Consider the following 13,412-nt stretch of genomic DNA (forward strand, 5'->3'; position numbering starts at 1 on the left):
CCGTCACGCGTACTTGACCTGGAACTCCTTGATCCCGTTCAGCCACCCCGACCGCAGCCGCCGCGGTTCCGCCACCTGGCTGATGTTCGGCATGGCGTCGGCGATCGCGTTGAAGATCAGGTCGATCTCCAGCCTGGCCAGGTTCGCGCCGATGCAGAAGTGCGCACCGGAACCGCCGAAGCCGAGGTGCGGGTTGGGGTCGCGGGTGATGTCGAACCGCTCGGGGTGGTCGAAGACCTCCTCGTCGAAGTTCGCGGACGAGTAGAACAGCCCGACCCGCTGCCCTTCCTTGATCTCGACGCCGCTCAGCACGGTGTCCTGCATGGCGGTGCGCTGGAAGACGACCACGGGCGTGGCGAAGCGGACGATCTCGTCGGCGGCCGTGGCCGGGCGTTCCGCCTTGAAGCGCTCCCATTGGTCCGGGTGGTCGAAGAACGCCTTCATGCCGTGCGTGATGGCGTTGCGGGTGGTCTCGTTGCCGGCGACAGCGAGCAGCAGCACGAAGAAGCCGAACTCCTCCGACGCGAGTCCCGCACCGTCCACATCGGCCTGGACGAGTTTGGTGACGATGTCGTGGCGCGGGCACTTGCGGCGGTCCTCGGCCATCGTCCACGCGTAGCCGAGCAGTTCGGTGGCCGCGGCGAGCGGTTCGATCTCGAACTCGGGGTCGTCGTAGGCGATCATCTGGTTGGACCAGTCGAAGATCTTGCGGCGGTCCTCCTGCGGGATGCCGATGAGCTCGGCGATCGCCTGCAACGGCAGTTCGCACGCCACGTCCGTCACGAAGTCGCCGCTGCCCTTCTCCAGCGCCTCCGCCACGATGCGTTCCGCCCGGTCGTGCAGGGCGTCCTTCAGCGCGTTGATCGCCCTCGGGGTGAACCCGCGGGAGATGATGCCGCGCTGCTTCGTGTGCGTCGGCGGGTCCATGTTCAGCAGGAGCAACCGCTGCATCTCGATGTTGTCGCGCGGCATGTCGTCGCGGAAGCGGATGATCGCGGTGTTCTCCCGGGTCGAGAACACCTCGCTGTTGCGCGAGACCTCCTTGACGTCGTGGTGCCTGGTCACCACCCAGTAGCCCTCGTCGGGAAAACCGCCCTGACCGAACGGTTTGGAGTTCCACCAGATCGGCGCGGTCCGCCGCAGCTCGGCGAGCTCCTCCACGGGCAGACGACTCGCGTACATGTCGGGGTCGGTGAAGTCGAAGCCTTCCGGGATGCGCGGACTGCCCACAGGGACCTCCTAGATGGAACGCGTTCTATCTGATTCAAACACGCTTGCGCCTTGTGTTGAAGCCCCCAGGCCGCCAATCTGGAGCTGTACAGGAACGTGTTCTAGTTTCTAGGCCGAGGAGGCTCGCGTGGGCAGTCCGGTGATCGTGGGAGCGGTGCGCACGCCCATCGGCAGGCGCAACGGCTGGTTGTCGGGCCTGCACGCCGCCGAGCTCCTCGGTGCGGCACAACGAGGTCTGCTCGACCGGACCGGGGTAGATCCGTCCACTGTCGAACAGGTCATCGGCGGCACGGTGACGCAGGCGGGCGAGCAGTCGAACAACATCACCCGCACGTCGTGGCTGCACGCGGGCCTGCCGCAGACCACCGGCTGCACGACCGTGGACGCGCAGTGCGGCTCGGCCCAGCAGTCCACGCACCTCATCGCCGGGCTGATCGCGGCGGGGGCGATCGACGCCGGGATCGCGTGCGGGGTCGAGGCGATGAGCAGGGTGCCGTTGCGGTCGAACATCGGCGAGGCCGGCATGCCCCGCCCCGAGTCGTGGGCGATCGACCTGCCCAACCAGTTCGTCGCCGCCGAACGGGTCGCGGCACGGCGCGGCATCGGGCGCGAGGAGGTCGACAGGTTCGGCGTCCAGTCGCAGAACCGCGCGCGGGCGGCGTGGGCTGCGGGGAGGTTCACCGCTGAGGTCGTGCCGGTGAAGGTCGGCGAGGACCTCGTGGACACCGACCAGGGCCTGCGCGAGACGTCGCTGGAGGCGCTGGCCGCGTTGAAGCCCGTGGTGCCCGACGGGGTTCACACGGCCGGGACGTCGTCGCAGATCTCCGACGGCGCGTCGGCCGTGATGGTGGTGGACGAGGAGTTCGCGAAGGCGCACGGGCTGCGGCCGCGGGCGCGGATCGTGACGCAGTGCCTGGTCGGATCCGATCCGTACTACCACCTGGACGGACCGGTGGACGCCACCGCGCGGTTGCTGGAGCGCAGCGGCATGAAGATGGCCGACATCGACCTGTTCGAGGTCAACGAGGCGTTCGCGTCCGTGGTGCTGTCGTGGGCGGCGGTGCACCGGCCGAACCTGGACCGGGTCAACGTCAACGGCGGCGCTATCGCGATCGGTCACCCGGTGGGCAGCACCGGCACGCGGTTGATCACGACCGCGTTGCACGAGCTGGAGCGCCGCGACGCGACCACGGCGTTGATCACGATGTGCGCGGGCGGGGCCTTGGCCACCGGCACGATCATCGAACGGATCTGAGGTCGGCCGCCGGGTACGGCGTCCGCCTGCTCTCGTGCTGGAACCGGCGGTAGAAGTCCTTCATCACCGCGGCGACCTCGTTGTGGCGGTTCAGGACCGCGGCGACCCGCGGCGGAACCCCCTGTGACCGCAGCGCGCAGGCGAACCACATGACCAGGTGCGTCGCGGTGTAGTGGCGGTCGTAGTCCTGGTTCTCGGCGAAGAACGCGATCTCCTCCTCGGACAGGTCGAACGCGGAGGAGATCGCGAGGCCGAAGTCGGCGAAGTACAGGCGTTCGCCGTCGGTCAGGACGTTCTGGAAGTGGCCGTCGAAGTGCAGGAGTCCGCGGGAGTTCATGAACTCGACGCCGGTGCGCAGCTCCCGTTCGACCATCTCACAGGCCGGTTCGAGGTCGTCCTGGCCGTTCAGCCAGTCGTGCAGGTTCTGCGGGATGTACTCCAGGAACAGCGCGATGCTCGACTTCGACGCGCGCAGTGCCTCGAGCCGGGGACTGATCACCGGGCCCCAGTAGCCGATCGCCTGATCCAGTTCCCCGGACAGCGTCTGGCCGGGGTGCGGCAGAACGCGCCAGTGGTACATCAGCGGGAAGCCGTCGCGCTCGCCCTTCAGGACCCAGTTCGTGGTCATGGTCTGCACGGCCAGTTCGCGCCACGCCCCGAAACCCACCGCCCCGACCAGCCCGACGCCGTAGTGCAGGTGCACGGGCAGGTCGTAGAGGTTCGCGGTCGACCCGGCGTTCTCCGGCCGCAGCTCCAGATCGGTCAGCGGCAACCGCTTCACGAACACCCGCGTGCCCGCGACGTCCAGCACCGCCGTCGGCCCGCCGATTCCCGATCCGTTCGGCTCGGCCCGTGCCAGCAGGTCGCTCAGCTCGTCATCGCTCAGCCGCGACAACGCGGCCGCGACGGAGGTGTGGGTGGTCAGGCGGGTCACCTGATCGAAGTTACCCACCGGAGGTCGTGGACGCGGAGTTCAGTCGCCCGGCCAGTCGCTCGACGTCGGCGTGCCGGTGCTGGCCCGCGTACAAGGCACGCGCCCGCCGCCACGCCGCACGAGCCTCCTGGTACTGCCCGGCCGCGGACCTGCTCAGCCCGAGCCGGTCCAGCGTGTCGGCACAGTCGTACGACGCACCCGCGGCGTCGTACAACGCCACCGCCTCCTCGAAGTGCCGCACGGCGAGCGCGTACTCGCCCGCGCGGTGCTCGATGTAGCCGAGGCTGTCCAGGATCCGCCCCTGCGCGTCCCGGTCGGCGTGCACGCGGGCGAGCTGCAGCGCGGCGGTGCAGTGGCGGCGGGCCTGCTCCAGGTCGTCCAGCCGGGCCGCGTACCAGCCGGCCTGGTTGAGCGCGTGCGCCTGGCGCATCGGGACGTCGAGATCGCGCAGGATGCGCAACGCGTCGGTGGCGTGCAGCAGCGCCATCCTGTCGTCGCCGCGCTGCTCCCACACCCACGCCAACGCCTGGTGCGCGTCGGGGTGCCCGGACGTGTCCGGTTCGTGCAACGCCTTGTGCAACTCCTCCGTGGCTTCGCTCAGGTTGCCGGCCCTGGCCAGTGCCGCACCGAGCCGCCAGGAACAAACGGCCCGTGCACTCGGCACGGCCTCCTCTGCGGCAGCGGCACTGGCCCGTTGCCACACGGCGAGCTGGTCCTGGATGTGCCCGCGCCGCCGCTGGAAGCTGTCCAACGCCCACGCCAGCTGCCACACCGCGGGACCGGCCGCGATGCTTTGGGCGGCCATGAGGCACGGATACTCGGCTTCCAGCCACGCCAGGGCCTCCGCCTCGTCCGCGAAGGCGTCGTGCACCGGATCGCCGATGCCGCTGGGAGTGCCGTACGGGTAGAGAGTCCGTTCGGCGGCGAGCCCGCGGCGCACGTAGTGATCGATCACCCGGTGCAGCGCCGCGCGATCGGCCTCCTGCGCGCACTCCGCGGCGTAACCGCGGACGAGGTCGTGCATCAGGTACCGGCCGGGGCTGTACCGCCGCACCAGATGCCCGGATTCCAGCTGCCGCAACACTTCGCCGGCCCGTGCGATGGACAGCCCGAGCAACGCGGCGGCCGCATCGGTGCCGATGTCCGGGCCGGGCGCGAGGCCCAGCAGGCGGAACGCCTCCGCTTCGGCGGGCGGCAGCGCCCGGTAGGACGTCTCGAACACGGCGCGCAGCCCGGTGCCCGGTTCGTCCAGCGCGGCCACGCTGTCGGCCTCCCGCAGCTCGTCCACCAGCGAGCTGAGCGGGAAATCTGGCTGGCCTGCCGCGCGAGCGCCGACGAGACCGACCGCGAGTGGCAGGCCGGCGCACCACCGCAGCAACTCGTCGACCGCCGCGGCTTCGTCGTGGAGCCGTTGCCGGGACAGGTGACCGGTCAGCAGGTCACGCATCTCGCCCTCGGTCAGCACGTCCAGTGGCACTGCCGGGACGCCGTGGGAAGCCGCCATCCCGGTCAGCCGGTGCCTGCTGGTGATCACGACCGTGCAGCTGTCCGTGCCCGGCAGCAGCCCGGTGACCTGGGTGGCGTCGCGGGCGTCGTCCAGCACGATCAGCAGGCGTTTGGCCGCGACCACACTGCGGTACAACGCTGCTCGCGCGTCCGGGTCGGCGGGCACGGACGAGCTCGGCACCCCGAGCGCTTCGAGGAACCCCCGCACCACGGCCGTCGGCGTCACCGGTGGTGCCGACGGATCGAAGCCGTGCAGGTCCTGGTAGAGCTGGCCGTCCGGGTAGCGGTCGGCGACCCGGTGTGCCCAGTGCAGTGCAAGCGTCGTCTTCCCGATCCCGGACGGTCCCACGACGGCCAGCACCGGGGAGTCGTCCAGGCACTTCTCCATCCTGGCGAGCTCGTCGGCCCGGCCGACGAACAGACGTGGCGCGGCGGGCAGTTGCCGTGGAGCCGGCACCGAGCGCTCGATCTGCGGGTCACCGGTGAGCACCTGCCGGTGCGCCTCCTGCAACAACGCGCCCGGATCGGTGCCCAGTTCCTCGGCGAGCCGCAGCCGCATCACCTGGTAGTGCCGCAGTGCGTCCGCCTGCCTGCCGTCGCCGTGCAGCGCGAGCACGAGCTGGCTCGCCAGCCGTTCGTCGAGCGGATGGTCCTCCGCCAACGTCGTCAGCTCGGCGACCAGCGCGCCGTGTCCACCCAGCCGCAGGGCGATGTCGTTGCGCCGCAACAACGCCGACCACCGCTGCTGTTCGAGCGAGCGGCGCACCGACTCGGCCCATTCGCCGTCCACCCCGTCCAGTGCCGGCCCGCGCCACAACGCCAGCGCTTCCTCCACCACCGCCAGGTCGTCCGACCGCGCGAGAGCCCGGAAGCGGTGCAGATCCACCGCCTCTTCCGGCACCGGCAGGACATAACCCGCTCTGGTGCGGTGAATGCGCACGCCCGGCACGTCGGCGAACACCTGACGGAGCCGGTAGAGGTAGGCGTACAACGTGTCGCGCGCGTGCTTGGGCGGCCGATCACCCCACACCCGTTCGCACAACAGATCCAGCGGCACCGGACGACTGCGGTCCACCAGCAACGCGGCCAGCACACAACGCTGACGGGCGGGTCCGACGTCGACGGGCGCTCCCGCCACCCGCGCCTGAACCTCACCGAGAATTCCGAAGATCACTGACACCCCGTTCCCCCTCGTCAGTCTGGATAACGACTCGGAGCGTCGCCGGCAAGACCGTTTCCCCGGATCGGCCGCACCAGATCCGGCCCAGATTCCTGCCAGATCACCACGCCACGCTGGTGTCGCTCGAATTCGCCAGCTCGATCGACAAGGGGGAATTGCGTTGCGAACAGCGAGAACACGGATTGCCGCAGTGGCACTGGCACTGGGATTCGCGGTGGCGGGGGCACTGGCGGCGGCCGCACCCGCCGCCGCGGCCGCCGCGCCGTGCGTCACGGCGAGCGAGGTCGGTGCGCTCGGCACGCGTGAAGCCAGCGTCTCCAACAGCGCCGGCGGCCGGTTCAGCGGCACGGTGAACTGGACCGGCACGCTGGAGGCCGAGCTGTGGTCGGGCCGCATCAGCGACGCGGCCGCCACGAAGTCGTACAGCGTCGGCGAGATCCGCTGGCACCAGGGCTACGACAACTGCCAGGGCGGCGTCCGGTGGGAGCCCGAGTACCGGTACTCGAAGCTCGGCACCGCGCAGAACGGCAAGTCGGTCTACCCGGTGTCGTGGTCCCGCGGCGCCCACGTGAAGGACGTGCATCTGCAGGTGTGCACGTATCGCCAGGTCGCGCCGGTCGGCTGGGCCTGCTCGAGCTGGGGGTGAGCGAGATGGTGACGAGGATTCTGGCGGGGATCGGCAGCGCGGTCGCGTTGCTGTTGTCGGGAACGGCGGTCGCGTCTGCGGACGTGAGTGCGGCAGCGTGCGACTGGGGTGCCACCCGGCCGTACAAGTACCAGGACGAGTTGCGGGGCACGGCGTACTCGACCGGCTGCAAAGGCGGTTCGTTCAAAGGGGTGCTGCAGCACAACCACCCGGTGTGGGGCTGGAGCGGGCTCGACGACGTGGGCTGGACGGGCAACAAGACCGTGCTGCTGACGAAGATGTGCGACAACAAGTCGAACTACCAGTACCGCACCATGATCAGTGCGCGGAACAACGGCGGCGGCTGGACCTACCGGTACAGCCCCGTCGTGAAACTGGTCTGCTGAACCGTGTGCATGAACCGGCGCCAGAGGGTGATCCACTCCGGCGCCGGTTCGGCGGTTGACAGGCCCTCAGCAGGTTGCCGCAGCCCAGCTGTGCTCCCAGCGGTGGATGACTGCCGTTGAGGGCGATCCACGGGGTGAGCGCCAGAACTGGGCCGCGACGCTGCACTAGGCGCCGTAGACCGGGACCGGGTGGTCGGTGGCGACCAGCTTGCGGACCACCTCGCCCAGCTCGTCCGGTGACCACCGCTCGCCCTTGTCGATCTCCGGCCCGCGCTGCCAGCCGTGCACCACGCACACGCGGCCGCCGTCGACCTCGAACATCCGCCCGGTCACGTCGCCGGCCTCCTCGCTGCCGAGCCACACCACCAGCGGCGAGATGTTCTCCGGCGCCATCGCGTCGAACCCCTCCTCCGGCGCCGCCATCATGTCCGCGAACGTCGCCTCGGTCATCCTCGTGCGGGCCGCCGGGGCGATGGCGTTGACCGTGACTCCGTAGCGGGCCAGTTCGGCGGCCGCGACCAGCGTCATCGAGGCGATGCCCGCCTTCGCGGCCGAGTAGTTCGCCTGTCCGACGCTGCCGAAGAGTCCCGCACCGGACGACGTGTTGATCACCCGCCCGCTGACCGCACCACCGGCCTTGTGCACGGCACGCCAATGCGCGGCGGCGTGGTGCAGCGTCGCGAAGTGGCCCTTCAGGTGAACGCGGACCACCTCGTCCCACTCGTCCTCGCCGCAGCCGACGATCATGCGGTCACGCACGATGCCCGCGTTGTTCACGAGCACGTCCAGCCCGCCGAACTCGGCCACCGCGGTCTCGACCACCCGCTGCGCGCCTGCCCAGGTGCCCACGTCGTCGGTGTTGACGACCGCCCGCGGCCCGATCAGCTCGGCCACCTCGCCGGCGACCTCCGCGGACAGGTCGTTCACCACGACCCGTGCCCCGGCGGCACCGAACGCCAGTGCGTGGGCACGGCCGATGCCACGCCCGGCCCCCGTCACGATCACGACCCGGTTCATGAGGAACCCCCATCGGCTGCGGTCAGGAACGCGGGTGCTTCTCCCCCGCCATGAACGACCAAAGTCGCGCCACTCACGTAGGACGCCAGCGGCGAAGCCAGGAACACCGCACACGCGCCGACCTCGTCCGGTGACGCGAGCCTGCCCAACGGCACGGTCTTCTCGACAGCGGCGATCCCAGCCTCGGAGCCGTAGTGCAGGTGCGACTGTTCCGTGCGCACCATGCCCACCGCCAACGCGTTGACCCGCACCTTCGGGGCCCACTCGACCGCCAGCGACGCGGTCAGGTTGTCGAGTCCGGCTTTCGCGGCTCCGTAAGCAGCGGTTCCCGGTGAAGGTCTGCGACCGGAGACACTGCTGACGTTCACGATCACACCGCCGGACGGCTGAGACTGCATCACCACGTTCGCCACCTGCGACACCAGCAGCGGTGCCAGCAGGTTCAGCTCCACGATCTTCTGGTGGAACCGCGGAGAAGCCTTGTCCGCCAACGCGAACGGTGCTCCGCCCGCGTTGTTGACGAGCACGTCCAACCGGCCGTGCTGCTCAACGATCCCGTTCACGAGCTGGGAGACCTGGTCCGCATCACGGACGTCACACGGCACGAACGACGCGCCCTCGACCTCAGCGGGACGCCGGGCGCAGGTCACCACCACCGCACCCGCCGAGAGGAACGCACGGGTGATCCCGAGACCGACTCCCCGCACCCCGCCCGTCACGAGCACGACTGCTCCGTCGAGGTCCAGTTCCACAAGCACCTACCCCGGTCGCTCCGGCACTGCTAAATTACCAAGCAATCGCTTGGTTCGGAAGGCGGCGCGATGGGAATCTCCAGCAGCCACACCGAAAACGGCATCATCGAAGTCACCATCGACTATCCCCCGGTCAACGCCGTCCCCTCCCGCGGCTGGTTCGAGCTGGCCAAGACGATCACGTACGCGGGCGAGGACCCCGAGGCGCGGGTCGTGATCCTCAGGGCGGAGAACCGCGGCTTCTGCGCGGGCGTCGACCTGAAGGAGATCCAGCGGTCCACGGGGTACGACGCGCTCGTGGCCGCGAACAGGGGATGTGCCAAGGCTTTCGCGGCCGTCTACGACTGCGAGGTGCCGGTGATCGCCGCGGTGAACGGCTTCTGCCTCGGCGGCGGTGTCGGGCTGGTCGGCAACGCGGACGTCATCGTGGCGTCCGACGACGCCACGTTCGGGCTGCCCGAGGTCGACCGCGGGGCGCTCGGCGCGGCCACCCACCTGGCCCGGCTCGTGCCGCAGCACCTCATGCGGACGCTGTACTACACCGCCCGCAACGTCAGCGCGCAGACCCTGCACCACCACGGCAGCGTCATCGAGGTCGTGCCCCGCGCGCAGCTCGACGACGCTGCCCGCGAGCTGGCCAAGGAGATCGCGAAGAAGGACCCCGCGGTGATCCGCGCGGCCAAGGAGGCGATCAACGGCATCGACCCGCAGCGCGTGCACACCAGCTACCGCTACGAGCAGGGCTTCACCTTCGAGCTGAACCTCACCGGTGTGTCGGACCACGCCCGGCAGGCCTTCCTGGACGGAAACCATGCGCGACAAGCGAATGACAGCTGACGAGGTCGTCAGCCAGATCAAGGACGGCATGACCGTCGGCATCGGCGGCTGGGGTTCGCGGCGCAAGCCGATGGCCCTGGTCAAGGCGATCCTGCGGTCCGCGATCAAGGACCTGACCGTCGTCACGTACGGCGGCCCGGACGCCGGGCTGCTCTGCGCGGCGGGCAAGGTGCGCAAGCTCGTCTACGGCTTCGTCTCGCTCGACTCCATCCCGTACGACCCGTGGTTCAAGCGGGCGCGCGAGACCGGCGCGATCGAGGTGCTGGAACTCGACGAGGGCATGTTCCAGACGGGCCTGCGGGCCGCCGGACACCGGCTGCCGTTCCTGCCGATCAGGGCTGGACTCGGTTCCGACGTGCTGAAGTACGCGCCCGAGCTCAAGACCGTCCGGTCGCCCTACGACGACGGCGAGGAGCTGGTCGCCATGCCCGCGTTGAAACTCGACGTGGCGCTGGTGCACCTCAACCGCGCGGACAGGCACGGCAACGCCCAGTACCTCGGGCCGGATCCGTACTTCGACGACCTGTTCTGCCTGGCCGCGGACCGGCGGTACGTCTCGTGCGAACAGATCGTCGAGACGTTCGACGGGCCACCGCAAACCCTGCTGCTCAACCGGATGATGGTCGACGGCGTGGTGGAGGCACCGGGTGGGGCGGCGTTCACCAGCTGCGTCCCGGACTACGGCCGCGACGAGGCCCTCCAGCGCGAGTACGCCAACGCGGCCAGCGACCTGGAGCAGTGGCCGGCCTTCTACGAGAGGTTCCTGGGATGAGCGACATCACGCGAGCGGAGGTCTGCGTCGCCGCCTGCGCCGACCTGTTCGCCGGTGCCGGTGAGACGCTGGCCAGCCCGATGGGCCTCATCCCGTCCCTCGGCGCGAAACTCGCCCGTCTGACGACCGAGCCCGACCTGCTGCTCAGCGACGGCGAGGCGTTCCTGCTCACGCCGGAGTCCACTGTGGAGGGCTGGCTGCCGTACCGGAAGGTGTTCGACATCGTCGCGCACGGCCGCCGGCACGTGGTGATGGGCGCGAACCAGGTCGACAGGTTCGGCAACCAGAACATCTCCGCGATCGGCGACCACGCGAGGCCCACGCGGCAGCTGCTCGGGTTCCGCGGCGCGCCGGGCAACACGGTCAACCACCGCACGAGCTACTGGGTGCCGCGGCACAGCCCGCGGGTGCTGGTCGAGGCGGTCGACGTGGTCTCCGGCGTCGGCTACGACCGCGCCGCTGGCCCGTTCCACGACGTCCACCGGGTCGTCACGAACCTGGCCGTGCTCGACTTCGACACCCCGGACCACTCGATGCGCCTGGTCTCGACCCATCCCGGTGTGTCGGTCGACGAGGTGCAGAAGCAGACGTCGTTCCCGCTCGTGGCCGACGAGGTCACCGAGACCCGGTTACCGACCGACGAGGAGCTGGAGCTGATCAGGACCAGGCTCGATCCGCAGGGCAAGCGGGACAAGGAAGTCCCGTCGTGAGGACCGCGTTCACCGAGCTGGTCGGGGTGAGGCACCCGGTCGTCCAGACCGGCATGGGCTGGGTCGCCGGGCCACGCCTGGTGTCCGCGACCGCCGAGGCCGGAGGGCTCGGCATCCTCGCCTCCGCCACCATGACCTACTCCGAGCTCGAAGCCGCGATCAAGGAAACCCGAGCCCGCACGACACAGCCGTTCGGCGTGAACCTCCGAGCCGACGCCCACGACGCGCCCGAACGGATCGACCTGCTGATCCGCGAGCAGGTGAGGGTCGCTTCCTTCGCGCTGGCCCCGAAACCCGACATGATCGCCAAGCTGAACGACGCCGGTGTCGTCGTGATCCCGTCGATCGGCGCGGCCAGGCACGCGGAGAAGGTCGCGAAGTGGGGCGCGCACGCGGTGATCGTCCAGGGCGGTGAGGGCGGTGGCCACACCGGTGGCGTGGCGACGACGTTGCTGCTCCCGAGCGTGCTGGACGCCGTCGACATCCCGGTCGTGGCGGCCGGCGGGTTCTTCGACGGACGGGGCCTCGCCGCCGCGCTCGCGTACGGCGCAGCCGGCATCGCGATGGGCACGAGGTTCCTGCTCACCCAGGAGAGCACCGTCCCGGACGCGGTGAAACAGGCTTACCTGCAACGGGATCTGAACGGCACGGTGGTGACCACCCGCGTCGACGGCCTGCCGCACCGGGTGCTGCGCAGTGATCTCGTCGAGCACCTCGAACGGTCGGGCAAGCTCAGCAGCCTCGTCCGCGCCGTCACGAACGCGGCCAGGTTCCGCGAGCACACCGGGCTGTCGTGGCGCGCGATGATCCGCGAGGGCCTGGCCATGAAGCACGGCAAGGACCTCACGTGGTCGCAGGTGATCATGGCCGCGAACACGCCGATGTTGCTGCGCGCCGGGCTGGTCGAGGGCAGGACCGACGCGGGCGTGCTCGCGTCGGGTCAGGTCGCCGGTCTGCTCGGCGACCTGCCGACGTGCGAAGAGCTGATCAACGGCATCGTCACCGACGCCGAGAAGATCATCGCCAGAATGGGACAGAGTCTCAGAGACGTTCGATGATCGTCACGTTCGCCTGACCGCCGCCCTCGCACATGGTCTGCAACCCGTACCGGCCACCGGTCCGCTCCAGTTCGTGCAGCAACGTGGTGAACAGCTTCGTGCCGGTCGCGCCGATCGGGTGCCCCAGCGCCAAAGCGCCCCCGTTGACGTTCACGCGCGCCAGATCCACCTTGAGCTCCTTGGCCCAGGCCAGCGCCACGGACGCGAACGCCTCGTTGATCTCGAACAGGTCGATGTCCGAGATCGACATCCCGGCCCGTTCCAGCGCGTACTTCGTCGCGCGGATCGGCGCGGTCAGCATGTAGATCGGGTCGGAGCCGCGAGCGGAGATGTGGTGCACCCGAGCCCGCGGCGTCAGCTTGTGCTCGCGCACCGCCCGTTCCGACACGACCAGCACCGCCGAGGCACCGTCGGAGATCTGCGACGACAACGCCGCCGTCGTGCGCCCGCCGGGCCGCAACGGTTGCAGCGCCGCCATCTTCTCCGCACTGGTGTCCGGACGCGGGCACTCGTCGGCCGCGACACCGTTGACCGGCGCGATCTCGCGGTCGAACCGGCCCTCCTTGATGGCGGTGATCGCCCGCAGGTGGCTCTGCAGCGCGTACTCCTCCAGCTCGCGCCGCGACAGGTCCCACCGCACGGCGATCAGGTCGGCCGCGCGGAACTGGTTGACCTCCTCGTCGCCGTACCGGTGCTGCCAGCCCTCACACCCCTCGAACGGGCTGCCCACCTGCGGCATGGCCGTCATGGCCGATCCGATCGGCACCTGCGACATGTTCTGCACGCCGCCCGCGACGATCACGTCGGCCGTGCCGCTCATCACCGCCTGCGCCGCGAAGTGCAGCGCCTGCTGGCTCGACCCGCACTGCCGGTCGACGGTCACGCCCGGCACCTGCTCCGGGAAACCCGCGGCCAGCCACGAGGTCCGCGCGATGTCGCCCGCCTGCGGGCCGACCGTGTCGACGCAGCCGAAGATCACGTCGTCCACGTCCGTCGGGTCGACGTCGACGCGGTTGAGCAGCGCCGTGATCACGTGTGCGCCGAGATCGGCGGGGTGCACGCGGCTGAGTTCGCCGCCGCGCCTGCCCGCCGGAGTCCGCACAGCCTCGATGATGTACGCCTCGGCCAC

Annotated in this window: 13 protein-coding genes; 7 read left to right on the forward strand and 6 right to left on the reverse strand. The window is 69.9% G+C overall.

Going from position 1 to position 13,412, the window contains the following annotated elements; translation table 11 throughout:
* Positions 1-3: 3 nt before the first annotated feature.
* Positions 4-1,230, reverse strand: coding sequence for a cytochrome P450 (locus AOM45_RS06405; RefSeq protein ID WP_030469759.1), 1,227 nt, complete (start codon positions 1,228-1,230; stop codon positions 4-6).
* 127 nt (positions 1,231-1,357) lie between these two features.
* Between AOM45_RS06405 and AOM45_RS06410 the strand changes: the two genes are divergently transcribed.
* A complete protein-coding gene (locus AOM45_RS06410) occupies positions 1,358-2,485 on the forward strand; it encodes a steroid 3-ketoacyl-CoA thiolase (protein WP_030469760.1) in 1,128 nt (375 codons plus the stop codon).
* Here AOM45_RS06410 and AOM45_RS06415 read toward each other — a convergent pair.
* Together AOM45_RS06415 and AOM45_RS06420 are read right to left on the reverse strand one after the other, a co-directional pair.
* Positions 2,469-3,419, reverse strand: coding sequence for a BUD32 family EKC/KEOPS complex subunit (locus tag AOM45_RS06415; RefSeq protein WP_201779908.1), 951 nt, complete (start codon positions 3,417-3,419; stop codon positions 2,469-2,471). The genes AOM45_RS06410 and AOM45_RS06415 overlap by 17 nt on opposite strands.
* Before the next feature lie 10 nt (positions 3,420-3,429).
* Positions 3,430-6,105 (reverse strand): AfsR/SARP family transcriptional regulator, encoded by a 2,676-nt coding sequence (locus AOM45_RS06420; RefSeq protein ID WP_030469762.1) that lies wholly within the window; start codon positions 6,103-6,105, stop codon positions 3,430-3,432.
* 190 nt (positions 6,106-6,295) lie between these two features.
* Between AOM45_RS06420 and AOM45_RS06425 the strand changes: the two genes are divergently transcribed.
* Positions 6,296-6,751, forward strand: coding sequence for a hypothetical protein (locus tag AOM45_RS06425; protein ID WP_030469763.1), 456 nt, complete (start codon positions 6,296-6,298; stop codon positions 6,749-6,751).
* 5 nt (positions 6,752-6,756) lie between these two features.
* The gene (locus tag AOM45_RS06430) at positions 6,757-7,137 is read left to right on the forward strand and encodes a hypothetical protein (RefSeq protein WP_156094045.1); all 381 of its coding nucleotides are present in this window, start codon (positions 6,757-6,759) and stop codon (positions 7,135-7,137) included.
* Positions 7,138-7,302: 165 nt separating this feature from the next.
* Here AOM45_RS06430 and AOM45_RS06435 read toward each other — a convergent pair whose 3' ends face one another.
* On the reverse strand, positions 7,303-8,154 hold the full coding sequence (locus AOM45_RS06435) for an SDR family oxidoreductase (RefSeq protein ID WP_030469765.1): 852 nt from the start codon (positions 8,152-8,154) through the stop codon (positions 7,303-7,305).
* Entirely contained in the window at positions 8,151-8,912 is a 762-nt protein-coding gene (locus tag AOM45_RS06440; protein WP_156094046.1) for an SDR family oxidoreductase, read from the reverse strand. Before AOM45_RS06440 ends, AOM45_RS06435 begins: the two co-directional genes overlap by 4 nt.
* Before the next feature lie 63 nt (positions 8,913-8,975).
* On the opposite strand from AOM45_RS06440, the gene AOM45_RS06445 reads away from it, so the two are divergent.
* From AOM45_RS06445 to AOM45_RS06460, 4 genes are read left to right on the forward strand one after another with little or no spacing between them, the layout of a single operon-like run.
* Complete coding sequence (locus AOM45_RS06445; RefSeq protein WP_030469849.1) at positions 8,976-9,743, forward strand: enoyl-CoA hydratase family protein; 768 nt, start codon at positions 8,976-8,978, stop codon at positions 9,741-9,743.
* A complete protein-coding gene (locus AOM45_RS06450; protein ID WP_030469767.1) occupies positions 9,718-10,515 on the forward strand; it encodes a CoA transferase subunit A in 798 nt (265 codons plus the stop codon). The genes AOM45_RS06445 and AOM45_RS06450 overlap by 26 nt, the downstream gene beginning before the upstream one ends.
* Positions 10,512-11,225 (forward strand): CoA-transferase subunit beta, encoded by a 714-nt coding sequence (locus AOM45_RS06455; RefSeq protein WP_030469768.1) that lies wholly within the window; start codon positions 10,512-10,514, stop codon positions 11,223-11,225. Before AOM45_RS06450 ends, AOM45_RS06455 begins: the two co-directional genes overlap by 4 nt.
* A complete protein-coding gene (locus tag AOM45_RS06460) occupies positions 11,222-12,283 on the forward strand; it encodes an NAD(P)H-dependent flavin oxidoreductase (protein ID WP_030469769.1) in 1,062 nt (353 codons plus the stop codon). Before AOM45_RS06455 ends, AOM45_RS06460 begins: the two co-directional genes overlap by 4 nt.
* Here the strand turns inward: AOM45_RS06460 and AOM45_RS06465 are convergent.
* Positions 12,267-13,412 carry an acetyl-CoA C-acetyltransferase gene (locus AOM45_RS06465; protein WP_030469770.1) on the reverse strand — a complete coding sequence of 382 codons (1,146 nt, stop codon included), beginning with the start codon at positions 13,410-13,412 and terminating at the stop codon, positions 12,267-12,269. The genes AOM45_RS06460 and AOM45_RS06465 overlap by 17 nt on opposite strands.

Source organism: Lentzea aerocolonigenes, from assembly GCF_000974445.1.
Taxonomy (GTDB): Bacteria; Actinomycetota; Actinomycetes; order Mycobacteriales; family Pseudonocardiaceae; genus Lentzea; species Lentzea aerocolonigenes.

Excerpts from the sequence above, each read along its gene's own strand:
- AOM45_RS06430 (WP_156094045.1), top strand. The coding sequence starts at position 6,757 with ATGGTGACGAGGATTCTGGCGGGGATCGGCAGCGCGGTCGCGTTGCTG.
- AOM45_RS06435 (WP_030469765.1), bottom strand. The coding sequence starts at position 8,154 with ATGAACCGGGTCGTGATCGTGACGGGGGCCGGGCGTGGCATCGGCCGT.
- AOM45_RS06445 (WP_030469849.1), top strand. The coding sequence starts at position 8,976 with ATGGGAATCTCCAGCAGCCACACCGAAAACGGCATCATCGAAGTCACC.
- AOM45_RS06450 (WP_030469767.1), top strand. The coding sequence starts at position 9,718 with ATGCGCGACAAGCGAATGACAGCTGACGAGGTCGTCAGCCAGATCAAG.
- AOM45_RS06455 (WP_030469768.1), top strand. The coding sequence starts at position 10,512 with ATGAGCGACATCACGCGAGCGGAGGTCTGCGTCGCCGCCTGCGCCGAC.